This is a genomic window from Flexivirga sp., assembly GCF_035551235.1.
GTDB lineage: Bacteria > Actinomycetota > Actinomycetes > Actinomycetales > Dermatophilaceae > Flexivirga.
The window spans coordinates 83639-108991 of sequence record NZ_DASZNO010000005.1 but is presented as its reverse complement, the minus strand read 5'-3'; the positions used below and the strand labels follow the sequence as shown (position 1 = coordinate 108991).

The following is a 25353-nucleotide window of genomic DNA, read 5'->3' as shown; positions in this document are numbered from 1 at the left end:
ATTCCGCGCGTCGGGCCGGGCTTGCTGCGCTGCGCCCGACCCGGCTGTCATCTTCGCGCCTCCACCGCCTCGATGACGCGGACCGCGTTCTTCGACCATCCCGATGTGATCGCGATGGCGCACCGGGGCTTCACCAATGGCCCCGGTGCACCGGAGAATTCGCTCCCGGCATTCGCCGCGGCCGTCGATCTCGGTTTCCGGTATGTCGAGACCGATGTCCACGCCACCGTCGACGGGACCCTCATCGCCTTTCACGACGACCGGCTCGAGCGCGTCACCGACGGCTCGGGGGTGATCGCCGAACGGCCATGGAGTGTGGTGCGCCAGGCGAAGATCGCCGGCACGCAGGAGATTCCGACACTCGACATGGTGCTCGAGTCGTGGCCGGAGCTGCGGGTGAACATCGACTGCAAGGCCGAGTCAGCGGTGCAGCCGCTGGTGGAGGTCATCGAGCGGCACCGTGCCCATGATCGGGTGTGCGTTGCGTCGTTCTCGGACGAGCGACGACGAGCGGTGCTGCGCCGACTGTCGCGGCCGGTGGCGACGTCCGGCGGAAGGTCGGTGATCAGCCGTTTCGTGGTCGGTGGCCGCACTCCGGCCTGGGCACGGATTCCGTTGGGTCAGAACGCCCTTCGCGATGTCGACTGTTTGCAGGTTCCGCGGGCGGCAGGACGCATCCGGGTGGTCACCGATGCATCACTGCGCCGGGCGCACAACGCGGGCGTGCAGGTGCATGTGTGGACCATCGACGACGAGACCCAGATGCAGGAGCTGCTGGATCTCGGCGTCGACGGCATCATGACCGACCGCGCTGACCGACTGCGCGACGTGCTGGTCGCGCGCGGTCAGTGGGTCAGCTGAGCGGGCTGTCCCGCCCCTAACCAGCGACCGTTGCCGGTTATTCGCTTCGGGTCAGCGACGCCCGGAGCTGAACGACGCCGCGGAGTGACCGCCGCCGTTGCGAGCCGGACCCGAGCCGGAGCCACCACCGGACCGGCGCTGTCCGCCGGAGCGGGCGCCGGCCGAGCGGCCGCCCGCGGCGGAGCCGTTGGCACCGCCACGACTGTCGGCCCGACTGTCGTTCCGGCGACGACCATTGCCGCCGCCGTTTCCGTTCCCGCTTCCGCGGTTACGGCCGGATCGCTGGCCGTTGCCCTGCTTGCGGCCGCCGGACTGCTCGCTGCGCCCGCCGCCGGACCTGGCGGGCTGCTGTGCCTGGGCCGGAGCGGCATACCCGCCGTCGACGAGCACCCGCTCGCCCGGGGCGAGCTCGCGCAGCACCGGGTTGTCGGTGCCGGCGACACGCGTCGTGGTCGGCTTGATGCCGGCCGCCTTGGTCAGGCTGCGGACGTCGTTGCGCTGGTCGTCGGTCATCAAGGTGATGACGGTGCCTTCGGCGCCCGCACGTGCCGTGCGACCGGAGCGGTGCAGGTATGCCTTGTGCTCGGCGGGCGGGTCGGCGTGCACCACGAGGGCCACATCGTCGACGTGGATGCCGCGGGCCGCGACGTCGGTGGCGACCAGGGTGTTCGCGGCGCCGGAGTGGAACGCCGCCAGGTTGCGGGTCCGGGCGTTCTGGCCGAGGTTGCCGTGCAGGTCCACCGCCGGCACACCACGCTTGTTCAGCTGGCGTGCCAGCGCCTTGGCGCCATACTTCGTGCGCGTGAAGACGACCGTGCGACCGGGCGCGGACGCGAGGTCGGCCAGCACCGGCACGCGCAAGTCGCGGTTGGCGATGTGCAGCACGTGGTGGCTCATCTTGGCGACCGGCGACTGGGCCGAATCCGCCTCGTGCGTCACGGGATTGTGCAGGAACTCACGGACCACGCCATCGATCGCCTTGTCGAGCGTGGCGGAGAAGAGCAGCCGCTGACCCGAGGCCGGCGTCTGCTTCAGCAGCCGGCGCACACCGGGCAGGAAGCCGAGGTCGGCCATGTGGTCCGCCTCGTCCAGCACGGTGATCTCAACTGCCGCGAGCGAGCAGTGGCCCTGGCTGATCAGGTCCTCGAGCCGACCTGGACAGGCGATGAGAATGTCGACGCCGGAACGCAATCCGCGCACCTGCGGGTTCTGGCCGACGCCACCGATCACCGTCAGTGTGTTGAGCTGCGCTGCGTCGGCAAGAGGCTTGATCGCGTCCTGGATCTGCGCGACCAGCTCGCGCGTCGGCGCGAGAATGAGGGCGCGGGGACGGCCGGGCGTGCGCTTGGCGTTACTTTCCTGCAGCCGGGACACGAGCGGTAGTGCGAATGCGTAGGTCTTGCCACTGCCGGTGCGACCGCGGCCGAGGACGTCACGTCCGGCCAGCGAGTCGGGCAGGGTTGCCGCTTGGATCGGGGTGGGAGTCGAAATGTCCTGTGCGGCAAGGACGTCGACGAGGCGTGCGGGCACGCCGAGGGCATCGAACGATGAGGTCACGAAAGCTACGTTCTCTTCGGTTGCCTCGCCTGACCAGCCGGTTCCTGTGATCAGGGGCTGCGCATGGAGCGTGCTCAACATGCGGATCAACTCGTGGCGAGAACTGGGACGAGCAGATGCCAACAGGCTATCGGGTCACCTGTGGTCTTGACGAATCGGCCGACGGCACAACGCGGTACGTGACCTGCGACACACGTTCACGGACCGAGGGTGGCGGCGAACGCTCGCACCCGTTCGACGACGTCCATATGCAGCTCGTTGCTCTCGCGCACTCCCCCTCGGTGCATTGCGTGGTCCGCACCGTCGACATACATCACCTCACCGGAGGGACGCGGGGCGACGGGCGGCCACAACTCATCTGCCGAGCCCCCGACAACCAGCTGCTGCGCCGGGTATGCCGAAAGCGCCTGCGCTACAACCGTGTCCGACAACACCGGTGTCAGCCACACGGCAGGCAGATCGAGCTCGGCCGCCACCGGTGCGGCGAGTGTGCCGAGCGACTTGGCCACGATCAGGGTCTGCTCCGCGGCCGGCGCCTCCCGCAACGCGAGCTCGAGCGCCTCCCGCACGAATCCGGCCTCCATCGGCGGCCGCTGCCAACGTACGGCCTGGACGGCCCACCCATCCTCCACGAGCCCGAGCGCCGTCCAGAAGAGCAACGGCGCGTCGATCGGATAGCCCCCGCCGGGCAGAACGACCACGCGGTTGACGACATGGTCGGCGGGTTTCGCATGCGGTGGCCAGGCCTCGGTGACCAGGAGGTGATCCGACTCGTCGCTTGCTCCCATGCTCCCTTGACTACCGGTTGATGTGCCGCCGCGCAAGAGACCCGTGTGACCAGCACGACAGCCAGGATGGGGAGGACCACACCCGGACGGGCAATATCCTTATGAGAGCTATGAATGATGTCGCGACGAGTCCGCTTCGCTCCGCGTTCGTCCTCGGCCCACACGCGGGCGCCCATCGGGTCGCCGCGCGGGCGGGCGTCTCGGTCGCCATACCGCTGCTGATCCTGGTCCTGATCGATCACACCGACTGGGCCGCGTATGCCGCATTCGGGGCGTTCACCTCGCTCTACGGCCGCCGCAGCGGGTATGCCGAGCGGACCGGCATGCAGGCGATGGCCGGTCTCTTCCTGACGCTCTCGGTCGTGCTGGGCGCGACGATCGCACTGTTGCCGGGACGTGCCTGGTGGACGGTCCCCGGCGCGGCATTGGTGTCCGTCACGGGCCAGATCGTCTCCTCGGCCTTCCGCTGGCACCCACCGGGGTCGATCTTCCTGGTCTTCGGGATCACGGTGTCGGCGTCGATTCCCGGCCGAGCGGAGCTCGTGCCGATCGCAGCCGGCGTGGCCGCACTCAGCGCCGCGTTCGCCATGTTGGTGGGCCGCGTGGGTGCACTCCGTGAGCCGGCACAACGGCCGCGAGCGGTGGTGCCCACCGCGAACCTCGAAGGCACGCTGCGAGACCCGGTGCAGCGGATCACCTTGCTACGCCTACTGATCGGCATCGTCGTCGCGGGGACGATCTCGACCGGCCTGGGCGGGTCCCATCCGTCATGGGCGATGGTCGCCGTCGTGGCGACCTTGACCGGTCCGCGCCGGCAGATTCAGATCGTCCGCGGCGCGCATCGAGTGATCGGCACCCTGGCCGGCGTGCTCGTGGCGTGGCCACTGCTCGCGACCCACCCGTCGCCGATTGTCATGGTCGTGCTCATCATGGCGTTGCAGATGGCTGCGGAGCTGCTCGTGGGCCGCAACTACGCGATCGCGTTGCTCGCCATCACGCCGTTGGCACTGCTGATGGGCCAGCTCTCCGCGCCACGCCCGATCGGGCCGGTGCTGACCGATCGGGCAGTGGAAACCGCATTGGGTGCAGTGATCGCCCTGGCGATGCTGGTCCCATGGCGGCGGCTGCTGCGCCGCTGACGCCACGGGTCACACCTGGGCGACGGCCGCGTCCGAAACCCACTGCCGCAGTGCTGACACGGCTCCAGCACGGACACCCACCAGTGACGGCTGATCCACGATCGGGCTGACGACGGTCGCGGCGCGCGGAGCATCTCGCAGGGCACTCTCGAGCCACGGCAGGGCGAGTTCGCCCCAGGGTCCGGCGACCACGGTGAACTCCGGATCCGCCAGCGCGACGAACCCACTGACCACTCCCGCCAGCGCTCGGCCGAGTACCGCTGCCGTGCTCGAATCCTGCAGTGCGTCCTGCACACGCGCGATCTCGATGGCCGTCGAATTCGCTTGCCGCAGGCCCATTTCGGCGAAGACTTGGGTAATGGGCATCGCGCGCCCCTGCGGTCCTGCCACGACGACATGGGCGATTTCGCCGACCAAACCGTGGTGGCCGCGCCGGACGACTCCGTCATTGAGCACGGCACCGCCCAGGCCGGTGCCGAGGTGCAAGTAGCCGAAGTCTGCGACGCCCGGACGAGCCGACAACTCGGCGCCCGCCGCCCAGTTGACGTCGTTGTCGACCAGCACCTCGCCCTCGACGTATGGCGAGAGCGCCTTGCGCGCATCGAGCGATCCGACGAGGAAGGGTGCATCCGGCAACTCGACCAACCGGCCGTCGGAACGCCGCACCGGATCGGCGGCACTGACCGCCGCCGCCCGGATCGGGACAGATGCCGATGTCGCGACAGCTCGGACCGCCTTCCGCAGCGCCGTCGCCACCGCGCGCGGGCCGTGACCCGAGAGCAGCTCGACCTCGGACTCGCCGACGACGGCGCCGGACACCCCATGCGTGCTCGCCCGTATGGCGGAAGGCTCGATCATGACCGCCAACCCGAGGCCGGCATCGGGACGGATCCCCATCAAAGTGGCGCTGCGTCCGACCCCGCGCCGGCGATCACCGGTCTCCCCCACCAGCCCGCGCGCCTCGAGGCGTCGCATGCTCTCCGATGCGGTCGGCTTCGAGAACCCGCCCTGCGCCGCGAGCTCGGCACGACTGAGCGGGCCGTCATACAACAGCTCGAGGACGCGTCGGTCCGTCCCGGCGCGCAACACGTCCGGTGGTGCTCCCGCCATACCAGCCTCACTTCGTTAGGACTCTTGCCTATTGTGCACGAAGTGTCATACTCTGCGTTGGTAAGGACGCCTTACCAAACAGGAGTGATCATGCCGACCACTGCGACCCCGACCCTTCCCCACTGGCCGGACCCGCCCCAGGATCTGGGTGGTGCGATCCGGGAGATCAAACTCGCCCTGCGGCAGCGCATCGAAGCCTCGGGGCGCTCCGTCACGGAGGTCTTCGAGGTGGTCGAGCGCCGGATCGCCGCGCAGGTCGCGGAGATCCAGCAGCTGCGCACAGAGGGCCGAACCCCTTGGCCCATCATCGAATTCGACGAACTGGCCGACCTTGCTAACCATCCGGCACTGCACGACCTGATCCGCCGACGCGGTTGTGTCGTCATTCGCGGGCACTTTCCCCGCGAGCAGGCTCACGCGTGGGACGCCGACATCGTCGACTACGTCGAGCGCAATCATTTCTTCGAGAACTACCGGGGGCCCGGCGACGACTTCTTCGGCTCGGTCGGGTCCAAGCCGGAGATCTACCCGGTCTACTGGTCGCACGCGCAGATGGAGGCGCGACAGAGCGACCGGATGGCGACCGTGCAGTCGTTCCTCAACCACGCCTGGCGCAGTGAGTCCGAGGGACAACGATGGTTCGACCCCGACCGTGGCTCGCTCTACCCGGACCGCATTCGCCGTCGCCCGCCGGGCGCCGATTCAGCAGGCCTCGGCACGCACTTGGACCCCGGAACGCTGGATCTGTGGATGACGCAGGCCAACCAGCAGGCGTTCCGGCATCTCTTCGACGGCTCGGTCGAGCAGTACGACCCGTGGGATGCGGCATACCGAACCAGCGGCAAGCAATACCCAGGCAGCACAATGTGTTCCGCGTTCCGCACCTTCCAGGGCTGGACCGCACTGTCGGACATGCGGCACGACCAGGGCGTGCTGCAGACCGTCCCCATCCCGGAGGCGATGGCCTACCTGATGCTCCGTCCGCTGCTGGAGGACGTCCCGGACGACGACATGTGCGGCGTGACGACCAACCAGGTGTTCCCCGCCGGTTGGAAGTGGCACCCGTTGCTGATGGAAGCGCTGAGCGGCCTGCCCGACATACAAGCCGGAGACTCGGTGTGGTGGCACTGCGACATGATCCACGGCGTCGACTCCGTGCAGGACCAGGTCGGCTGGGGCAACGTCATGTACATCCCGGCCGCCCCCTGGTGCCCGCGCAACGAGGCGTATGCCGAGTCCGTCCGCGCCGCGTTCCGCGCAGGCGACAGCCCGAGCGACTTCCCGGCCGAACACTACGAGCGCGACTGGGTACGCCGCTTCAGCGAAGCCGAGCTCAACGACACCGGCCGTCGCGGCCTCGGCCTCACCGACTGACCACGCTCGCCTCGGCCGTGCCTGGCCCTCGAAATTTCCCGTCATACCGCGATTGACGCTCGAAACAGCGACTGACGCCCCTGCTGCACCGTCAGCCGCTGTTTCGAGCGTCAATCGCCGTTTGGACCGTCAGCGGGCGCATCCGCGACGGTGGGCAGTTCCACACCGGTCGCGGTGAGAATCTCCTCGACAACCGGGTCGATGATCCGCGGCGCCCACTCGGCATGTTCGGCCGCGGTGGCGTGCTCCAACGCGCGCTCGTTGGCGCGGATCCGGGCGAGCTTGGCGATCAGCAGCGCGTCGGGCAGCAGCTCGATCAGTCGCGCGCTCGGGACCCAGTCGGCCCAGGCCGCGGCATACGACCGCATCAAGCGCGCATCGCGCTCGGGATCGGCCGGTAGGCCGAAGTGGTATGCCGGCCCGGCGAACGCAATCAGCAAGGAACACAACGGGTTTCCGACGTACGCGTCACCCCAGTCGAAGAACCGCGAGTCGTGTATGGCGGCCGCCGAACCGTCCGTGCAGAAGACGTTCCCGGCATGCAGGTCGTTGTGCTGGATGGTGTCCGGGAGATCCGACGCGGAAAGCCGCGCGGCGGCCTCGCGCAACGGACGCTCCGTCTCGGGCACTGCGGCGCCACGCCCCTCGAGCCAGCACGACACCAGTTCCTGAGGGCCCCAGCGCGGCACACCGGCGGCCACCAGCCCGTCGACGACCTCGGTGGACGCGCGCTGCAGCCGCGCATACCGGCGCAGCACCCCCGACCACAGTCCGACGATGCTGTCGGCATCGGCCACCTCGCGCAGCTGCGAGCCCTGCTCGGGCATCAGCAGCCAGCCGTTCTCCTCGTCCGACGCCCACACCTCCGGCAGGCGGTCCGGCGCCACCCGGGTGAGCAGCCGGTAGATGGCCGGTTCCGGAGACGTGCTCGGCGAACACGCCTTGAACCATGCCCGCCCGGCCGAGGTGTCGACCACCAGCTGCGTCGACCAGGCACGCACCCGCGGCTGGCGCGGCGTCACCGGAACCCGGGTGATACCACGGCGTTCCAGTGACTCGTCGATCCAGCGCGTCGCCTCCTGGCGCCACGAATCCGTTTGCCAGCGTTGGGAAGTGGCGGAGGATCGGGTTTCGATACGCGCTCCCCCGCTTCGCTCCGCCGCACTGCTCAGCCCGCGAGAGCCGGGTCCGTGACCGGCTTCGCTCGTGTCCTCGTGTTCGGAGGTCACTCGTGCGCGGACAGGCGCGCGATCAGCTGCGTGCCGATGACGTCGGGGGTCAGGCCGATCGCCTCGAGGACCTGACCACGGGAGGCGTGCTCGAGGTATTCCTTGGGTATGCCGAACGTGTGCACCCGAGCCGGCACGTCTGCCGCTCCGAGTGCATGTGTCACGGCCGCGCCGATACCCGACGACACCAGGTTGTCCTCGATGACCACCACGTGCTGCGCGGTGCGCGCCAGGCGAACGACGTCCTCCGACACCGGCAGCACCCACCGCGGGTCCACCACCAGGGTCGGATGTCCTTGCGCCTCAAGCTTTTCCGCGACCTGCAACGCCGTCGGGCACATCGATCCCACACCGACGATCAGCACCTGCGGATCGGTCGCATCGTGCAGCACGTCGAGCGCACCGTCGGTGCGCACCGCGGTCAACGGCTCGGCGACATCACCCTTGGGGAACCGGATGACTGTCGGTGCATCAGCGACCGAAACCGCCTCGCGCAACTGCGTTTTCACTTGCTCGCCGTCGCGGGGAGCGGCAAGCCGTAAGCCGGGCACGATCGAGCAGATGGACATGTCCCACATGCCGTTGTGCGACGCACCGTCCGAGCCGGTGACGCCGGCCCGGTCGAGCACGAATGTGACTCCCGCGTGGTGCAATCCGGCATCCATCAGCATCTGGTCGAACGCACGGTTGAGGAATGTCGCGTAGACCGCGACGACCGGGTGCATCCCGCCGTACGCAAGCCCGGAGGCCATGGTGACCGCGTGCTGCTCGGCGATGCCGACATCGATCACGCGCTGCGGATAGACCTCGGCGAACTTGTCGAGCCCGACCGGGATCATCATCGCCGCCGTGATCGCGACCAGGTCCGGTCGCTCCTCCCCCAATCGAACCATCTCGTCGCTGAACTCATCGGTCCAGATCCGCCCGGCCACCTCGAAGGGCAGCCCAGTCTCCGGGTTGATCTTGCCGATGCCGTGCATGTGGTCGGCCTGGTCGTCGAGCGCCGGCTGGTAACCGCGCCCCTTCTCGGTGATCACGTGCACGATGCACGGGGCGCCATACGCCCGCGCCCGGCGCAGCGCCTGCTCGACAGCGGCCTCGTCATGTCCGTCGACCGGGCCGACATACTTGATGCCCAGGTCCTCGAACATGCCCTGCTGCGGGTAGACGATGTCCTTGATCCCGCGCTTGACGCCGTGCAATGTCTCGTAGACGAGGTCGCCGACGACGGGCGTGCCCTTCAGGGTCGTCTTGCCCCAGTCGAGCATCTGCTCGTACTTCCGGGTGGTCCGCAGTGCCGCCAGATGATCGGCGAGCCCGCCGATGGTCGGGGCGTAGCTGCGCTCGTTGTCGTTGACCACGATCACCAGCGGCAACTCCCGCTCGACCGCGATGTTGTTGATGGCCTCCCACGACATACCGCCGGTGAGCGCTCCGTCACCGATCACCGCAACGGTATGGCGATGAGGCTCCCCACTCAGCACGCGCGCCTTGGCGATGCCCTCCGCCCACGACAACGAGGACGATGCGTGCGAGCTCTCGACGATGTCGTGCTCGGACTCCGCCCGCGACGGGTAGCCGGACAGTCCGCCCTGCTTCTTCAGCAGGGAGAAGTCGTGCCGGCCGGTCAGCAGCTTGTGCACGTAGGATTGGTGCCCGGTGTCGAAAACGATGGAATCGGTGGGTGACTCGAACACCCGGTGGATGGCGATCGTCAGCTCGACGACGCCGAGATTGGGGCCGAGGTGGCCACCGGTGCGAGAGACCGAATCGACCAGGAATTCCCGGATCTCACCGGCGAGGTCGTCCAGGCGGTCCGCGGGAACCCGCCGCAGGTCCTCGGGCGAGGAGATGGTGTCGAGCAGTCCCGCTTCCAGTCCCACTTCAGCTCGTGCCTTTCGTCTTCGTCATACGCGTCGATCGAGTCTACGCGTCGGTAGACGCGCACTCTGTCAAGACGCCGTATGCCGCACCTCGGTTGCACGGATCCGACGCTGGTACCGTGGAATCACACATCCACAGACAGGGGAGCGCTTCGGCGCTGAGAGTGCGGCTCGCCCGCAGACCCTCGAACCTGCTCCGGTTAGCACCGGCGAAGGGAGTCAAGCATGGCTACTGTCAGCGCGCCCAATGAACGAACCAAGGTCAGCGCACTGTTCGCCTACCGCACCATCGATCTGGTCACCGTCGCCACGCTCGGCGTCGCATCCGGTGTCGTCTTCTGGGCCTGGTCCCAGGCGTGGAACGGCATCAGCACCCTCACGCTGTTCGCCGCTCCACCCCTGCTCGGGCTGCTCGTCGGCCCTTGGCTTATCGCCGGCGTCCTGGGCGGGCTCGTCGTGCGCAAGCCGGGCGCCGCGCTGGCGGCCGAGCTCATCGGTGCCGCCGTCGAGATGCTGATCGGCAACCAGTGGGGCACCAGCACGCTGGTCTCCGGCCTGCTGCAGGGACTCGGCGTCGAGGTCGTCCTCGCGCTGGTCCTCTACAAGCGCTTCGGCGTCGTGGTCGCGGCGCTCGGCGGTGCCCTGGCCGGTGCGTTCGAGATCTTCTACGAGTGGCACAGCTACTACTCGGCGTGGACCTGGAACTACAAGCTCGCCTACCTCGGCTGCACGATGCTCTCCGGGGCGATCCTGGCCGGTGTCGTCGGCTGGATCCTGGTGCGCGCACTCGCGGCGACCGGTGTGCTGGACGCGTTCGGCGCGGGACGTGAGCATCACGCCCGCAACGCGGTGTGAGTGCCGACCGAGGCGAGGACACGACCGTAGTGAGGCCCGGAGGCGAGGGCAGCGGCACGACGAGAACAGGCGCCGCACACGCTGAGCTCCGCGGCTTCGGCTGGCGCCCGCTGGGACGCCGCGAAGAGGTCATCAGCGGGCTCGACCTCAGCTTCTCCGCCGGCCAGTTCGTGTTGCTCGCCGGTGGCAGCGGAGCCGGCAAGTCCACCGTGCTGCGCGCACTGGCGGGCCTGCTCGGCGAAGCCGTCCCGGGCGAGCAGACCGGCACGGTCGAGGTCAGCGCCGCGTCCGGGATGTTGCTGCAGAATCCGGCGGACTCGCTGGTCGCCGCGACCATCGGGCGCGAGGTCGCCTTCGGGCCGGAAAACCTCGCACTCCCCCGCGACGAGATCTGGCAGCGGGTGCACGAATGCCTCTCCCAGGTCGGTCTGGCGTATGACGCGAGCCGCTCCACCTCCGCACTCTCCGGCGGCGAGCTGCAACGTCTCGCACTTGCGGGCGTGCTCGCCATACGACCCGGGCTGTTGCTGCTGGACGAGCCGACCTCGATGCTCGACGACGACACCGCCGATCAGGTGCGGCGCTGTGTGGTCGACGCCGCCCGTGCGACGGGCGCCACGACCGTTGTCGTCGAGCACCGCATCGGGCCGTGGCTGCCGCACTGTGATCGCGTCGTGGTGCTCGAGCGCGGGCAGGTCGTCGCCGACACCACACCGTCGGCGTTCACCGCCGAACACACACCGCGGATGCTCAATGCCGGTGTGTGGATGCCGGGCGCGCCCGACCCGACGCCGGTCGCCGTCGATCCCGGTTGGGTGACACCGGACCGTCCCGGGAGCGCGCTGCAGGCCGAATCGCTGCAGGTCGACCTCTCGGTCCGGTCGTTGCAGGGCAACGTCAGCCACCGCGCGCTGGACGGGGCGACGACAGCACTGCAGCCGGGGGAATTGACCTCGTTCGTCGGCCCGTCGGGAGCCGGCAAGTCGACGCTGCTGGCAGCGTTCGCGGGCATGCTCCGGCCGTCCGGCGGCGCCATCACCGGTGCTGAACCGCCCTTCGCCCGCCGCCGTTCCAAGGACCTTGCCGTGGCGGCCGGGTTCGTCCCGCAGAACCCGGAGCACGGATTCCTACGCACCACTGTGCGGGACGAAGTCGCCTGCACCGCAACGCAACTCGGCCGCTCGGTCGACGTGGACGGGCTTCTTGCACTGATGCGGCTGGACCATCTGGCCGGTGCCAACCCGTTCCAGTTGTCCGGCGGCGAGCAACGCCGGCTGGCGGTGCTGGCCGCCCTGGCGCATCGCCCCGGGGTGGTGCTGCTCGACGAGCCGACGGTCGGCCAGGACCGGCATACCTGGGCCGCGGTGACGGGGTGGGCGCTCGCCGCGCGCGATGCCGGCGCGACCGTCGCGGTCGCGACCCACGACCATTCGCTGGTCGAGCTGTCGGACACCGTCATACAGCTGAAGAACGGGCAGGCCGTCGGATGAAAAACGTGATGCCCCAAGCAAATCCGCTCGCACTGTTGACGTTCGGCTGCACTGCCGTCATCGGCTCGTTCCTCGTCGATCGCCCGGCGACCGCCGTCGCGATCGTCCTGCTGTATGCCGTGCTCGCGCTCGCGACCGTCCCGACCTGGCGACCGCTGCGGTGGCGCCTGGTTGCCGTCGGGTTCGCGGCGGTTTCGCTCTGGTGGTCCAGCTGGTTGCTCGGTGGCCACGACGTCACCGTGGCCACCACGGCCGCCGGGCGCATCCTGGTGCTGGCGCTGCCGGGAGTCGTCGTCGCGGCGTTCATCGACCCGATGCGATTCGGTGACGCTCTAGCTCAGAACCTAAGGATGCCAGCGCGATTCGTCGGTGCGTTCACCGCGTCGCTCACCCGGTTCGACCGGCTCGGTGAGACGTACGAGCAGCTGCAGCGCACCCGTCGGATCCGCGGGTTCGGGCCCACGCGCAACCCGCTGGCGCGCGTCGCAGCGACGGGGCCGCTCACCTTCGGCCTGCTGGTCTCGGCGATGCGCGGCGCGACCCAGCTGTCGCTCGCAATGGACGCGCGTGGCTTCGCGACAGCGCAGAGCCGCACGTGGGCAGAACCGTCACCGTGGCGGCGGCGCGACACCGTGACGGTCATCGTCGCGGTGCTGGTGACCATCGCGCTGCCGGCCGCCATACGCGCCCGCTGACCCCGTGCCGAGTGACGGCTTCTTCGGCGAGCGACGGTCCAATTCGGCCGTCGTTCGGCGAGGAAGCCGTCATTCGCGGAGAGGGAACCTCGCTAGCGCGGGCGTCACCAGTTGGCCTCACGCGGCGCGGGCGGCAGCGGCAGGCTCGCCGGGTGGTTGATGTAGACCGTGCCGCCGCTGTGCGGGACCCAGACGTTCTCGAACTGCTCGCGCTTGTAGGTGACGCGGACCTCCTTGTTGTCCGCGATCAGGTGCGACGCCGGGTCGTTCATCACCGGGTCACCGTCGGCGGTGAAGCCGACCAGCACCATCAGGTGCCCGTTGGTCGAATAACCGGCGCCGTCCAGCTCGGAGCTCTTGAACGACACCGAGGTGATGACCGGCATACCGGCCGCGATGAACGGCTCGGCCTCGGCCAGGCTGCGCAATCGCGTCACGAAACCCTCCAGCCCGCGGCTGCCGGTGTATGCCGTGTTGAACGGCCAGTTGCCGCAACCCTCGTAGACGTAGTCGTAGGTGTTGCGCGCCGCGAAGTCGACCTGCGGGTCCTCGTATGACGGGTCGACCCACGACAATTCGGCCTTGCTCGGCCCCTTCTTCCAATACGCCAGCACCATCGACGACGAGGTCGGCGAGCACCACGCCTCTCCCCCGTTGTCCCACTGCGGGTATTCGCCGACGTGCTTCTCCTGGGAGAACGTCGGCACGTCCAGGATGTGCTCGCGCCCGAGGGTGAACGCACTGACCGGCACGGTCGCGTCATCGGGCAGTGCGGAGGCGACCGCGCCGAGGAAACGCACCGTCGGTGTCAGCGAGCTGCCGCTGGGCCGAAACAACTGCACGCGCAGCTGGAAATCGGTCAGCGTGTGCGCGTCATACATGTGCAGCGTGTCGGTCCACACCGTGCCGTAGTCGGTGCCCTGGCCATCCAGCGACTGCCGCTGTATGGCGCCACCCTGCTCCGTGTCGGTGCTGCACCAGCGACCGAGCACGAACCAGCCGGTCAGCGTGCCGTCGTCGGCGTGACCGCGGACGTTGACCTCGATCCAGGTGCCGTTCGGGGTGTCGGCGTTCCAGGAGCTGATCAGCTCGGTCAGCCCGAAACCGCTGCGCCGCCAGGACGATGTCCAGGCGCTGACGTCATACAGCTTCGTGGGGGCGTTTTCGACTGTGGGGTCGGCGAATTCGCGGGTTCCGGAAGGTTGGGAGATCGTCAGGCCGTGCTGGTCGAAGTGCACTCCGGCACCGGTGCCGTGCGCCCACGCATCGGCCCCAGTGAACCGGTGGTAGCGGATGTGTCGGGTGCCGGCCGCGGCGCCCGCAGCACGCGTCGCAGCGGACGCGACGGGTGCCCCGAAGAGCAACGCACCGCCCGCCGCCATACTGCCGAGCACCACCTGACGCCGGGTCGGCGACGGCAGGTGCACTGTGGGGAGCAACGCGGAACGATCAGACATGGTCCAGACTCCTTGAGCCGTGTGAGCGGGATCCACTCAGTCTTGCGTAAAGGACGTCCGCAGATATCGTTCGCACGCAAAAATTTTCCGCAGGCGGTCGACGGCCGCGGCACTCAGTCAGGGGCGACGACGATTGTGGCTCCGCCGGCCCGTAGCCGCTCCGCAAGATGCGCCGGCGGCTCCTGGTCGGTGATGAGCACATCGACGACCGAGAGATCGCCCAACGCAATCGCCTTCTTACGGTCGAACTTCGTGTGGTCCGCCACGACCACGACCCGGTCGGCGAGCTCGCACAGAGTCCGCCGGATCTCGACCTCGCCGGGATCGAAGTACGTGACTCCCCTGTCCACCGACAGTCCGCCACAGCCGAGGACCAGCACGTCGAGATGGATCTGTGGCTGCTCCTGGGCCGCACCGGAGCTGACCAGACTGAGTTCGCGTGTCATGACGCCGCCCAGGACGATGACCCGACTGGCCGTGTCGTGCAACTCGAGCGCGGCGTGCAGCGAGTTGGTGATCAACGTGAGGTCGCTCCGGTGCGCGAGTTCGCCGGCGACCGCCGCGCAGGTCGTGCCGGTGTCGATGCCGACGGCCGCGTGGTCGGTGACGACCGACGACACGGCTCGAGCGATCCTCGCCTTCTCGGTCGCCATCGTGGACGACCTCGAGCCGTATGCCGGAGCCCGACGACCCACCGCACCACCGTGAACCCGATGGACCAGCCCGGCATCGTCGAGCTCCGCCAGGTCTCGACGGATCGTCATACCCGACACACCGAAGTGCTGCGCGAGTTCGTTGACATCGACCTTCCCGGCCGCCTGAAGCATGCCGATGATCTGTCGTTGCCGAACTTCGGCCGCTGATCCGATCTCATCCTGAGCCACGCCCATGAAGCTACCGACCCTCCTCGTCCAGACCTGCAGGACCCGGCGCGAGCGCTGATGCAGCCGACCGTGATCCGCTCGTTGTTCGTGCGAATGAACGCCAGCGATGCTAACAGCTGCCACCCTTACCCCGGGCTACCAATCGGTAATACGACTCTGATTCATGATTGTTCGTCCAAACCCTTGACCATTCCACCGGCCGTGTGACTACACTCACTGCCCATCGTATGTTCATATGAACATTTATGGAGGTTACTGTGGCTGTCCCCATCAAGGCAGGGATCGAGAAGATCCCGGGCGGGATGATGCTCGTCCCGATGCTCGTCGGTGCCGTCATACACACGACGGCTCCTGGCTCCGGCGAGTTCTTCGGATCGTTCACCGGCGCGTTCTTCACCGGCCTGCCGGCGCTGCTCGGCGCCTTCTACCTGTGCTTGGGCGCGACGCTCGACGTCCGGACCACGCCGTACATCGCCAAGAAGGGCGGCGTGCTGCTGGGCAGCAAGATCCTGTTCGCCATCATCATCGGGTTCATCGCGGGCCGGCTGATGGGCGAAGCCCCCGTCGGTGGCGGGGTCTTCTCCGGACTGTCCACTCTCGCGGTCGTCGCGGCCCTGAACGACACCAACGGCGGCCTCTACATGTCACTGATGGCGCAGTTCGGTCGCAAGCGCGATGTCGGGGCCTACAGCGTCATGAGCCTGGAGTCCGGGCCGTTCCTGACCATGGTCACCCTGGGCGTCGCCGGTCTGTCGGCCTTCCCGTGGCAGACGCTGGTGGGTGCGATCCTGCCGCTCGCGCTGGGCATGCTGCTCGGCAACCTCGACCCGGACATGCGACGGTTCCTGGCCCCTGCCGTGCCGGTGATGATCCCGTTCCTCGGACTGACCCTCGGTCTCACGCTGAGTCTGACCGCCGTCTGGAAGGCGGGGCTCCTCGGTGTCGCGTTGGGCCTCTTCGTGGTGTTCGTCGGCGGCGCAGTGCTGCTGCTCGCCGATCGCCTCAGTGGTGGGGACGGCATCGCCGGGCTCGCCGCAGCCACCACAGCGGGCAACGCGGCCGTCGTGCCGGCCATCGTCGCGGAGGCCAACCCCGCCTACGCATCCGCGGCGGGCCCCGCCACGGTTCTCATCGCGTCGTCGCTGGTCGTCTCGGCCGTCCTGTGCCCGGTCGTCACGTCCTTCTGGGCGAAGCGAGTCCTCGGGCAGGACACGCTGCCACCGGACGAAGTGACAGCGCTGCGAGAGCCGGCCGAGGCATGAGGGAGACGGTGAATGCCACTCGCACCGGGCGCGATCAGCGGGTCGCACGCTGCACCTACTACCTGGAGTCCGAGGTCGATCCCGAACAGGCGGCGGCAGCACTGGCCGGTGAACAGTCGAGCGGGACATTCGTTCCCGTGCCCGGCGAGACGCCCCGCATCCGGGAGCGGCACGCGGCTCGCGTGGTCGACGTGCGTCGGCTCGGACGCGGTGGACCGTCGCTGCCGTCGCGGACCCATCCGGATCAGGTGACCCGAGCCGTTGCCACCATCGAGTTCCCGATGGAGAACTTCGGCACCGACCTCGCGACCCTGCAGACCACGGTCGCAGGCAACCTCTTCGAACTCGGCGGACTCTTCGCCTGCCGGCTGGAGGACATCGACCTACCGGAGGACTTCATCACGGCCCACCGCGGTCCCGCCTTCGGCATCACCGGCACCCGGCGTCTGATGGGCGGCGTGGAAGGCGTCATGGTGGGCACCATCGTCAAGCCCAACGTTGGGCTCTCGGAGGACGAGTTCCGCACAGCCGTGAGGGAATTGGCCCGCTCGTCGATCGACCTGATCAAGGACGACGAACTGATGACCGACCCGGCGTACCTCCCGCTGGCGAAGCGCGTCGCGGTGGCCACCGAGGAGATCCGCGCCGCCGAGCAGATCACCGGGCACCCGACGATGTACGCATTCAACATCACCGGTGACCTGGCCGGTCTGCGGCGGCGCCACGACGAGGTCGTCGAGGCCGGCGGACGGTGCGTGATGCTGAACGTGCCGATCATGGGACTACCTGCAGTGGCCTGGCTGCGCGAGTTCAGCGCGGTGCCGATCCACGGGCACCGCGCCGGGCTGGCCGGCGTCATGCGCTCCCCCGCGCTGGGGATGTCCTACCGCGTGTGGCAGCGCCTCGCGCGGCTGGCCGGCGCGGACCACCTGCACGTCAGCGGTCTGGGCAGCAAGTTCTACGAGCGCGACGAGGAGGTCGCCGCCAACGTGCGCAGCCTGCTGGAGCCGCTCGGTGACACCCTTGGTCCGGTGCCCACGTTGTCGTCCGGTCAGAACGTCTCGACTCCCGCGCCGACCTTTGCGGCGACCGGCTCGACGGACCTGCTGATGCTGGCCGGTGGCGGCGTCGCCGGTCATCCGGACGGCCCCGCGGCGGGTGTGCGCAGCCTGCGGACGGCGTGGCGCGCCGCGGTCGACGGCGTTCCCCTACAGCAAGCAGCCCGCGACGCGGCCACCGGCGGTGACCCGGCACTGCTCCATGCGGTTCACGGGCTGGAAGGCGGTGCCTGACATGGCGTATGTCGCCTTCGTCGCCGACGACCTGACCGGGGCCTCGGACGTGCTCGCCCAAGCCCACCGCTACGGGCTCGACGCGGTCCTCGTGGTGGGAGAGGGCGATGGGCCGCTTCCGGTGGATGCGGACGTCGTCGGCATCGCGGGACCATCGCGGTCGCTCGGTGGTCCGGCTTTCGACGAGCTGGTCCGCGCCCAGCTCGGCCGCGCGTCGACCCTCGACGCCGACGTGCTGCTCTACAAGGTCTGCTCCACGTTCGACAGCTCACCGACCCGGGGCAGCATCGGGCGCGCCATCGAGTTGCTGCACGAGACCCTGCCCGCACACGGGCCGGTGGCGGTCGCCCCCGCGCAACCGGACTTCGGCCGATACACCGCTTTCAGCAACCACTTCGCCGTGTATGGCGGTCAGATCCACCGGCTCGACCGGCATCCGGTGATGTCCCGCCATCCCTCGACGCCCATGCATGAGGCCGACCTTCGCCGGGTCCTGGCCGAGCAGTTCACGCGGGATGCGGCCGTCGATGCCATCCAGCTCCCGTCGTTCTCGGACGGCACGTTCGGCGAACAATGGCAGGCCTGCCGCGCGGCGGACCACGCAGCCTTCGTCATCGACGCCGCCGAGAACGAGCAACTCGACGAGTTGGCCCGTGCGCTGCTCGCGGACGGCGCCACTCCGGCAACAGTCGTGGGCTCGGGCGGCATCATGGCGGCGCTCGCCCGGGTGACGACCGGCCAGCCGGCGCTCGCTCCGCAAGCCCAGCAGGCCACCGGTCCGGTCCTGACGGTCAGCGCATCCGCGTCGAGCACCACCGCGGCCCAGATCGGCGACGCGGTGGACCACGGCTGGGCGGAGCTCGCCCTCCCCGCCGCGCTTTTCACCGGCACCGAACCGGGCCTGCTCACCGGCGTCGAGCAACAGGCGTCGGCTCATCTCGCGGACGGACGCAGTGTCGTCATACACACCACGCGAGGTGCCGACGACCCGCGCTACGCGGCGACCGGCGCCGTCGACGCCGCCCACCTCGGGACGATCCTCGGCACCCTGGTGGCCACCATGGCGCGCCGGGGCCTCACCCGCGACATCGCCGTCCTCGGCGGTGACACCTCCAGCCACGCCCTCACCGCCATGGGGGTCCGCGAGCTGCGCGTCCTGTCGCAGTTCGTCACCGCAGGCCCCGTGTGCCACACCGACGACGACGCAGCGGTCGCCGGGTGCCGGCTGCTGCTCAAGGGCGGCCAGGTCGGCCCGACCGACGTATTGCGCCTATTTGCAGGCGAATTGCCATCCACACAGCCAGGAGAAGAATCATGAGAGCAGTCCTCAAGACGTCCGCGGGCAGAGGTGCAACGTATGCGCCGGACGCCGCCGAGCCGAAGGCCGGCGACCAGGAGGTCGTCGTCGAGATCGCTGCCGCGTCCCTGTGCGGCACCGACCGGGAGTGCTACGAGTGGTCACCGGCGGCGCAGGCGTTCAACCTGAACATTCCGACCGTCCTCGGCCACGAGGGCGCCGGGACGGTGGTCGACGTCGGCGCCGGCGTCACCGACCTCCGGCCCGGTGACCGCGTCGCGCTGGAAAGTCACCTGGTGTGCGGCCAGTGCTTCCCGTGCCGTACCGGGTCCGCGCATGCCTGCGAGCGCACCCGCATTCTCGGGATGCACATCGACGGTGTGTTCGCCGAGAGGGTCGCCGTGCCCCGGGACATCTGCGTGCCCCTGCCGGATGCGGTGTCACTGGAGACCGGCGCGCTGCTCGAATCCGCCGGTGTCGCCGTGCACGCCATACAGCGCTCGGGTTATGAGGTTGCCGGCCGCGGCGTCATCGTCAGCGGCGGCGGCCCCGTCGGGCTGGTCGTCGCACACCTCTCACATCTCATGGGTGCGGCGTATGTCGTTGTGGTGGAACCAAATCCGTTCCGACGAGCCCAGGCGGAGAAGTTGGGCCTGACTGTCCTCGAACCCGGTGAGGCACTCGTCGAGACCGTCCGGGGCCTGAGCGGCCGCCGTGGCGGCGCGGACGTCGCGTTCGAGTGTTCGGGAGCGGCTGCCGCGCTGCCGTCGCTGTTCGACGCCGTCCGCACCGATGGCACCATCGTCACGGTCGGGCATCCGAGCCGGCCACTGCCGATCGACATCGCCGCCCACATCAACAAGAAGGGCATCACGTTGCGCGGCATCTTCGGGCGGCGGCTCTGGGAGACGTGGGAGCAGACCATGCTGCTACTGGGCTCCGGACGTCTGGACCTGGACTGGCTGATCACCCACCGGTTGCCGCTCAGCCAGGTCGACGAGGCGATCGGCCTGCTCACCGGCGACGCGTGCAAGGTCCTGCTCGTCCCCGGCCTCGGCTGATCACTCGGCCACGTGAGCACGAAGGTCCCGCACGCCGGAGCGTGCGGGACCTTCTTTCGTATGGCGGGACTCAGTCCACCAGGGACCGGAGCACGTACTGCAGGATGCCGCCGTTGCGGTAGTAGTCGGCCTCACCGGGCGTGTCGATGCGGACGACCGCGTCGAACTCGACCTTGGTGCCGTCCTCCTTCGTGGCGGTCACGTGGACCGTCTTCGGGATGTCCTTGCCCTCGTTGAGCGCGGTGACCCCGCTGAAGTCGAAGGTCTCGGTGCCGGACAGGCCGAGCGACTCGATGTTCTGACCCTCGGGGTACTGCAGCGGCAGCACGCCCATGCCGATCAGGTTCGAGCGGTGGATCCGCTCGAACGACTCGGCGATGACAGCGCGAACGCCCAGCAGCACGGTGCCCTTGGCCGCCCAGTCACGGGAGCTTCCGGTGCCGTACTCCTTGCCGGCGAGCACGACCAGCGGGATGCCGGCCTTCTCGTAGTTCTGCGCGGCGTCGAAGATCGTCGTCTGCTCACCGTTGTTGGTGAAGTCGCGGGTGAAACCGCCCTCGACGTCGTCCAGCAGCTGGTTGCGCAGCCGGATGTTCGCGAAGGTGCCGCGCACCATCACCTCGTGGTTACCGCGACGCGAGCCGTAGGAGTTGAAGTCCTTGCGCTCGATGCCGTGCTCGGAGAGGTACTTGCCCGCGGGGCTGTCACCCTTGATCGAGCCGGCCGGGCTGATGTGGTCGGTGGTGACCGAATCGCCCAGCTTCGCCAGCACGCGCGCACCCGAGATGTCCTCGACGGGCGAGGGGTCCTTCGCCATACCTTCGAAGTACGGGGGCTTGCGGACGTAGGTCGACTCGGTGTCCCACTCGAAGATGTCGCCCTCGGGCGTCGGCAGCGACTGCCAGCGCTCGTCGCCGGCGAAGACGTCGGCGTAGTCCTTGATGAACATGTCGCGGTCCATCGAGGCGGCGATCGTGGACTCGACATCGGCCGGGTTCGGCCAGATGTCCTTCAGGAACACGTCGTTGCCCTGCGGGTCCTGGCCGAGCGGGTCGGACTCGAAGTCGAAGTTCATCGTGCCCGCGAGCGCGTAGGCGATGACCAGCGGCGGGGAGGCCAGGTAGTTCATCTTCACGTCGGGGTTGATGCGACCCTCGAAGTTGCGGTTGCCCGACAGGACGGACACGGCCGTGAGGTCGTTGTCCTGGATCGCCTGGCTGATCTCGTCGGCCAGCGGACCGGAGTTGCCGATGCAGGTGGTGCAGCCGTAGCCGACCAGGTAGAAGCCGAGCTTCTCCAGGTAGGGCCACATCCCGGCCTTGTCGTAGTAACCGGTCACGACCTGCGAGCCCGGGGCCATCGACGTCTTGACCCACGGCGGGACCGTGAGGCCCTTCTCGACGGCGTTCTTGGCCAGCAGGGCGGCCGCCATCATCACCGACGGGTTGGAGGTGTTGGTGCAGCTGGTGATCGAGGCGATCACGACCGCGCCGTCCTTCAGGCCGTATGCCGGGCCCTCGGCGGGCGTGACCTGCGCCTCGCGGTAGTCACCCTCGACGCCGTAGTTCTTGATGTCGAGGTTGAACTGCTGCTTGGCGTCGGAGACCACGATGCGGTCCTGCGGACGCTTCGGACCGGCGATCGACGGCACGACGGTGGACAGGTCCAGCTCGAGCTTCTCGGAGAAGCGCGGCTCGACGCTCGGGTCGTGCCAGAGGCCCTGCTCCTTGGCGTAGGCCTCGACGAGGGCGACCTGGTCGTCGGGGCGGCCGGTGAGACGCAGGTAGTCCAGCGTCACGTCGTCGACCGGGAAGATCGCACAGGTGGAGCCGAACTCGGGACTCATGTTGCCGATCGTGGCGCGGTTGGCCAGCGGGACCGAGGCGACGCCGTCGCCGTAGAACTCCACGAACTTGCCGACCACGCCGTGCTCGCGCAGCTGCTGGGTGATGGTCAGCACGACGTCGGTTGCCGTTGCGCCAGAGGGAATCTCGCCGGTCAGCTTGAAGCCGACGACGCGCGGGATGAGCATCGACACGGGCTGGCCGAGCATCGCGGCCTCGGCCTCGATGCCGCCGACGCCCCAGCCGAGCACGCCGAGGCCGTTGACCATCGTGGTGTGGCTGTCGGTGCCGACACAGCTGTCGGGGTAGGCCTGCACGACGCCCTCGGCGTTCTCGCGGGTCATGACGCCGCGCGCGAGGTGCTCGATGTTGACCTGGTGGACGATGCCGGTGCCCGGCGGCACGACCTTGAAGTCGTCGAAGGCGGTCTGGCCCCAGCGCAGGAACTGGTAGCGCTCGCGGTTACGGCCGTACTCGATCTCGACGTTCTTCTCGAACGCGTCGGGGCGACCTGCGACATCGATGATGACCGAGTGGTCGATGACCATCTCGGCCGGAGCCAGCGGGTTGATCTTCTTGGCGTCGCCGCCGAGGGCGCTGACAGCCTCACGCATCGTGGCCAGGTCGACGACACACGGCACACCGGTGAAGTCCTGCATGATCACGCGCGCCGGCGTGAACTGGATCTCGGTGCTGGGGTTCGCGGTCTCGTCCCACTGGCCCACCGCGTTGATGTGGTCCTGGGTGATGTTGGCGCCGTCCTCGGTGCGCAGCAGGCACTCGAGCAGGACCTTCAGGCTGAACGGCAGGTTCTTGCTGCCCTCCACCTTGTCCAAGCGGTAGATCTCATAGGACTTCTCACCTACGGCGAGCGTGTCCTTCGCTCCGAAACTATTTGAGCTCACGCCGACTCCTTCGTCTCTGGCACTCGTGAACGGCTTTATCTTGACGTCAAGATAAGTTAATCACAGCGGCCGCTACGGGATCAGCGAAGGTTCGCCTTACCATCGCCGGCCGGTGCACCACGCCCCGATCTTCTCACCGATCGAGGGTGAGCACTCCGGCAAGTTCGTCCCTCATCTCCTCGGACACCACGATGCGAGCGATGCCGAAGGCCGAGCGCCACGACGCCAGCGTTACGGCGATCTCCTCGGCACGCTCGGGCAACAGCGCGAACGCGCCGGCTGCGCGCAGCTCGGCGACGGACGGGCCGCCGTCGTGGAACCCCACCACGCGATCGCCCACCGCGATCGGGTTGACGACGAAGGTGATCTCTCGATCATGTTGCTGCGCAACGGTGTTCGCGGACTGCACCATGTGGCTCACGTCATCCGCCGTCGCCGTGGGTCGTATGGCGAGCGCGATCTCGTCGGCCACCGCGGCAGCCGCTGCCAGCGCCCTGGGACCGCCCGCGGCGACGGTGATCGGCACCGGCCCGGGCAACTGCGCCGCGCGGACCGCACGCGCCGATGCGGCGATCCAGGATCGTGCGGCGCGCCCGTCCATCGCCGGACGGCCGGCGCGCTGCGCGTACTCATGGATCATCGGCAGACCCGTTCCCAGTCCGAGGCAGAACCGGCCACCGCTGAGTGCTGCCAGTGATCTGGTCTGATCGGCGACCTCGGTGGGTTCGCGCAGCGGCGCCGCGAGGACGTGCGTTCCCACGTGCAGCGTGGTCGTCACCGAAGCCGCGATCGCCATCAGCTGGAAGGGGTCCGCCGACCACGGGTTGTCCGGGCAGACCACACCGTGGAATCCGGCCGCCTCGAGCTCGCGCGGGAGGGTGCGCCATACATCCAGGTCCGGCTGGGGATTGGCGATGACGTCGATGTCGGGTAGTTGTTTCGTCATACGGCCAGCTTCGGGCGGTATGCCGTCGTGCGCATCAGCACAGCGTGGAGATGGATGTTGAGATCGGCCGGCGGCCGAACCTCAACGGCGCACGCTCGGCTCCAGGATCGCGACGCACTCGATGTGGTGGGTCATCGGGAAGGCGTCGAACGCCCGTAGCGACACCACGCGGTAGCCCGACTCGGCGGCATACGCGATGTCCCGGGCCAGGGCGGCTGGGTCACATGCGATGTATGCCGCCCGACGCGGCTCGCGGGCCAGGACGTCCCGGACCACCGCACGCCCGGCTCCGGACCGCGGCGGGTCCAGCACGACCAGGTCGACGGTGCCGAGCGTCTCGTCGACCACGGCGTCCCAGCTGTCGCGGCCGATGTCGGCGCGCCGCAGCGACGCGTGCTCGAGGCCCGCGATGTTCGGGCCGGCGTCACGCACCGCGCGGGAGTCACCCTCGAGGCCGAGCACCCGGCCCTTCGGTCCGACCGCGTCGCCCAGGAATGCGGTGAAGACGCCGACACCGGCATACAGGTCCAGCGCCCGCTCCCCCGGCCGCGGCTGCAACCCATCCAACGCTGCCGCGACGAACGTCGAAGCAGCACCCGGGTGCACCTGCCAGAAGCCACGGGACGAGACCCGAAAGCCCCGAGCCGCAACGCCATTCGGCGCCACGCTCTCGACAACGTTCGGAACGCCGGAGTCGCGCACCGGCAGGTCCACGGCCACGACCTCGCGGTCCGCGGCCACGGCCACGTCGACGCCGGTGGCGCCGGGCTCGACCGGTTCGTCGAGCAGCCCGGTGGCGGCGATCTCCGGAACGGCGATGAGGCAGTCGTCGACCGGCACCACGTCGTGCGAGCGGTGCTTGCGCAACCCGAGCCGGCGGTCCGGTGACACCGCGAACTCGACACGGGTCCGCCAGCGCAGGCCCTCCTCGTCGCCGGGCACCGGCTCGACGACACCGTCCCAGTCGACTCCGGCGAGCCGGCGCAACTGCTCACGCACGACCCGGGTCTTCAGCTCGCGGCCGAACGCGGCCGACGTGTGCTGCCAGTCGCAGCCGCCGCAGCCGCCGGGACCGGAGAAGCGACACGGTGCCTCACGACGTTCCGGAGACGCATCCAGCACCTGCACCGCGTCGGCCCGCAGGAAGCGTGATGCCGTGCCGCCGTCGGTGATACGGGCGACGACGCGTTCACCGGGCAGGGCATGACGCAGGAAGATCACCCGGCCGTCGTGCCGGGCGACGCAGTGTCCTCCGTGCGCGACATCGCCGACCTCGACCTCGACCTCGGTGCCGATGAGTGAGTCACCCTGCGACACCGCCCGGCGCCGCTGCTGCTTGCCACGTCCCGTGGACGCCGGCCGCTTCCCTCTGCTCATCGTCCGTTCCTCATCGTCGGCAGGGTCATCCGCAGGGTCATCCGCAG

General features: G+C 68.8%; 20 protein-coding genes and 1 riboswitch. Of the genes, 10 read left to right on the top strand and 10 right to left on the bottom strand.

Annotation, left to right across the window (positions count from 1 at the left end; translation table 11 throughout):
- Nucleotides 1-72: 72 nt before the first annotated feature.
- Nucleotides 73-861 carry a glycerophosphodiester phosphodiesterase family protein gene (locus VG502_RS00825; RefSeq protein ID WP_325547797.1) on the top strand — a complete coding sequence of 263 codons (789 nt, stop codon included), beginning with the start codon at nucleotides 73-75 and terminating at the stop codon, nucleotides 859-861.
- Nucleotides 862-912: 51 nt separating this feature from the next.
- Here the strand turns inward: VG502_RS00825 and VG502_RS00820 are convergent, their stop codons facing one another.
- The gene (locus VG502_RS00820) at nucleotides 913-2418 is read right to left on the bottom strand and encodes a DEAD/DEAH box helicase (protein ID WP_325547795.1); all 1506 of its coding nucleotides are present in this window, start codon (nucleotides 2416-2418) and stop codon (nucleotides 913-915) included.
- A gap of 197 nt (nucleotides 2419-2615) precedes the next feature.
- Entirely contained in the window at nucleotides 2616-3206 is a 591-nt protein-coding gene (locus VG502_RS00815; protein WP_325547794.1) for a hypothetical protein, read from the bottom strand.
- Between the two features lie 110 nt (nucleotides 3207-3316).
- Between VG502_RS00815 and VG502_RS00810 the strand changes: the two genes are divergently transcribed.
- The gene (locus tag VG502_RS00810) at nucleotides 3317-4345 is read left to right on the top strand and encodes an FUSC family protein (protein ID WP_325547792.1); all 1029 of its coding nucleotides are present in this window, start codon (nucleotides 3317-3319) and stop codon (nucleotides 4343-4345) included.
- Nucleotides 4346-4354: 9 nt separating this feature from the next.
- Here the strand turns inward: VG502_RS00810 and VG502_RS00805 are convergent, their stop codons facing one another.
- Nucleotides 4355-5455 carry an ROK family transcriptional regulator gene (locus VG502_RS00805; protein ID WP_325547791.1) on the bottom strand — a complete coding sequence of 367 codons (1101 nt, stop codon included), beginning with the start codon at nucleotides 5453-5455 and terminating at the stop codon, nucleotides 4355-4357.
- Between the two features lie 90 nt (nucleotides 5456-5545).
- On the opposite strand from VG502_RS00805, the gene VG502_RS00800 reads away from it, so the two are divergent.
- Nucleotides 5546-6829: a YbiU family protein gene (locus tag VG502_RS00800; protein ID WP_325547789.1), complete on the top strand. Its 1284-nt coding sequence runs from the start codon at nucleotides 5546-5548 to the stop codon at nucleotides 6827-6829.
- A gap of 110 nt (nucleotides 6830-6939) precedes the next feature.
- Here VG502_RS00800 and VG502_RS00795 read toward each other — a convergent pair whose 3' ends face one another.
- Together VG502_RS00795 and dxs are read right to left on the bottom strand one after the other, a co-directional pair.
- Nucleotides 6940-7851: an aminoglycoside phosphotransferase family protein gene (locus VG502_RS00795; protein ID WP_325547787.1), complete on the bottom strand. Its 912-nt coding sequence runs from the start codon at nucleotides 7849-7851 to the stop codon at nucleotides 6940-6942.
- Nucleotides 7852-8054: 203 nt separating this feature from the next.
- A complete protein-coding gene (gene dxs / locus VG502_RS00790) occupies nucleotides 8055-9941 on the bottom strand; it encodes a 1-deoxy-D-xylulose-5-phosphate synthase (protein ID WP_325547785.1) in 1887 nt (628 codons plus the stop codon).
- 131 nt (nucleotides 9942-10072) lie between these two features.
- Nucleotides 10073-10176, top strand: a riboswitch (TPP riboswitch).
- Between dxs and VG502_RS00785 the strand changes: the two genes are divergently transcribed.
- From VG502_RS00785 to VG502_RS00775, 3 genes are all read left to right on the top strand, one after another.
- On the top strand, nucleotides 10167-10796 hold the full coding sequence (locus VG502_RS00785; RefSeq protein ID WP_325547783.1) for an ECF transporter S component: 630 nt from the start codon (nucleotides 10167-10169) through the stop codon (nucleotides 10794-10796). It overlaps the preceding riboswitch by 10 nt.
- Before the next feature lie 29 nt (nucleotides 10797-10825).
- Nucleotides 10826-12286 carry an ABC transporter ATP-binding protein gene (locus VG502_RS00780; RefSeq protein WP_325547782.1) on the top strand — a complete coding sequence of 487 codons (1461 nt, stop codon included), beginning with the start codon at nucleotides 10826-10828 and terminating at the stop codon, nucleotides 12284-12286.
- Nucleotides 12287-12294: 8 nt separating this feature from the next.
- Nucleotides 12295-12981, top strand: coding sequence for an energy-coupling factor transporter transmembrane component T family protein (locus VG502_RS00775; RefSeq protein WP_325547819.1), 687 nt, complete (start codon nucleotides 12295-12297; stop codon nucleotides 12979-12981).
- Nucleotides 12982-13085: 104 nt separating this feature from the next.
- On the opposite strand, the gene VG502_RS00770 is transcribed toward VG502_RS00775, so the two are convergent.
- Nucleotides 13086-14438 (bottom strand): C39 family peptidase, encoded by a 1353-nt coding sequence (locus VG502_RS00770; RefSeq protein ID WP_325547780.1) that lies wholly within the window; start codon nucleotides 14436-14438, stop codon nucleotides 13086-13088.
- A 113-nt stretch (nucleotides 14439-14551) separates the two neighbouring features.
- Nucleotides 14552-15322 carry a DeoR/GlpR family DNA-binding transcription regulator gene (locus VG502_RS00765; RefSeq protein ID WP_325547779.1) on the bottom strand — a complete coding sequence of 257 codons (771 nt, stop codon included), beginning with the start codon at nucleotides 15320-15322 and terminating at the stop codon, nucleotides 14552-14554.
- Between the two features lie 257 nt (nucleotides 15323-15579).
- Here VG502_RS00765 and VG502_RS00760 point away from each other — a divergent pair, with 257 nt between their 5' ends.
- The 4 genes from VG502_RS00760 to VG502_RS00745 are packed head-to-tail and all read left to right on the top strand — an operon-like array spanning nucleotide 15580 to nucleotide 20234.
- Nucleotides 15580-16584 carry a 2-keto-3-deoxygluconate permease gene (locus tag VG502_RS00760; protein ID WP_325547777.1) on the top strand — a complete coding sequence of 335 codons (1005 nt, stop codon included), beginning with the start codon at nucleotides 15580-15582 and terminating at the stop codon, nucleotides 16582-16584.
- Between the two features lie 8 nt (nucleotides 16585-16592).
- A complete protein-coding gene (locus VG502_RS00755) occupies nucleotides 16593-17876 on the top strand; it encodes a RuBisCO large subunit C-terminal-like domain-containing protein (protein ID WP_325547775.1) in 1284 nt (427 codons plus the stop codon).
- A gap of 1 nt (nucleotide 17877) precedes the next feature.
- Nucleotides 17878-19194 carry a four-carbon acid sugar kinase family protein gene (locus tag VG502_RS00750; RefSeq protein WP_325547773.1) on the top strand — a complete coding sequence of 439 codons (1317 nt, stop codon included), beginning with the start codon at nucleotides 17878-17880 and terminating at the stop codon, nucleotides 19192-19194.
- On the top strand, nucleotides 19191-20234 hold the full coding sequence (locus tag VG502_RS00745; RefSeq protein ID WP_325547771.1) for an alcohol dehydrogenase catalytic domain-containing protein: 1044 nt from the start codon (nucleotides 19191-19193) through the stop codon (nucleotides 20232-20234). The genes VG502_RS00750 and VG502_RS00745 overlap by 4 nt, the downstream gene beginning before the upstream one ends.
- 70 nt (nucleotides 20235-20304) lie before the next feature.
- Here the strand turns inward: VG502_RS00745 and acnA are convergent, their stop codons facing one another.
- The 3 genes from acnA to VG502_RS00730 form a co-directional block, all read right to left on the bottom strand.
- On the bottom strand, nucleotides 20305-22983 hold the full coding sequence (gene acnA, locus VG502_RS00740; protein WP_325547769.1) for an aconitate hydratase AcnA: 2679 nt from the start codon (nucleotides 22981-22983) through the stop codon (nucleotides 20305-20307).
- A gap of 133 nt (nucleotides 22984-23116) precedes the next feature.
- Nucleotides 23117-23929 carry an LLM class flavin-dependent oxidoreductase gene (locus VG502_RS00735; RefSeq protein WP_325547767.1) on the bottom strand — a complete coding sequence of 271 codons (813 nt, stop codon included), beginning with the start codon at nucleotides 23927-23929 and terminating at the stop codon, nucleotides 23117-23119.
- 81 nt (nucleotides 23930-24010) lie between these two features.
- Nucleotides 24011-25306, bottom strand: a complete 1296-nt coding sequence (locus VG502_RS00730) for a class I SAM-dependent RNA methyltransferase (RefSeq protein WP_325547766.1) — start codon at nucleotides 25304-25306, stop codon at nucleotides 24011-24013.
- Nucleotides 25307-25353 lie beyond the last annotated feature (47 nt).

Bases quoted from the DNA above. Each gene is read 5' to 3' on its own strand.
- VG502_RS00825 (WP_325547797.1), top strand. From the start codon at position 73: ATGACGCGGACCGCGTTCTTCGACCATCCCGATGTGATCGCGATGGCG.
- VG502_RS00815 (WP_325547794.1), bottom strand. From the start codon at position 3,206: ATGGGAGCAAGCGACGAGTCGGATCACCTCCTGGTCACCGAGGCCTGG.
- VG502_RS00810 (WP_325547792.1), top strand. From the start codon at position 3,317: ATGAATGATGTCGCGACGAGTCCGCTTCGCTCCGCGTTCGTCCTCGGC.
- VG502_RS00805 (WP_325547791.1), bottom strand. From the start codon at position 5,455: ATGGCGGGAGCACCACCGGACGTGTTGCGCGCCGGGACGGACCGACGC.
- VG502_RS00800 (WP_325547789.1), top strand. From the start codon at position 5,546: ATGCCGACCACTGCGACCCCGACCCTTCCCCACTGGCCGGACCCGCCC.
- VG502_RS00785 (WP_325547783.1), top strand. From the start codon at position 10,167: ATGGCTACTGTCAGCGCGCCCAATGAACGAACCAAGGTCAGCGCACTG.
- VG502_RS00775 (WP_325547819.1), top strand. From the start codon at position 12,295: ATGCCCCAAGCAAATCCGCTCGCACTGTTGACGTTCGGCTGCACTGCC.
- VG502_RS00770 (WP_325547780.1), bottom strand. From the start codon at position 14,438: ATGTCTGATCGTTCCGCGTTGCTCCCCACAGTGCACCTGCCGTCGCCG.
- VG502_RS00750 (WP_325547773.1), top strand. From the start codon at position 17,878: ATGGCGTATGTCGCCTTCGTCGCCGACGACCTGACCGGGGCCTCGGAC.
- VG502_RS00745 (WP_325547771.1), top strand. From the start codon at position 19,191: ATGAGAGCAGTCCTCAAGACGTCCGCGGGCAGAGGTGCAACGTATGCG.
- VG502_RS00735 (WP_325547767.1), bottom strand. From the start codon at position 23,929: ATGACGAAACAACTACCCGACATCGACGTCATCGCCAATCCCCAGCCG.
- VG502_RS00730 (WP_325547766.1), bottom strand. From the start codon at position 25,306: ATGAGCAGAGGGAAGCGGCCGGCGTCCACGGGACGTGGCAAGCAGCAG.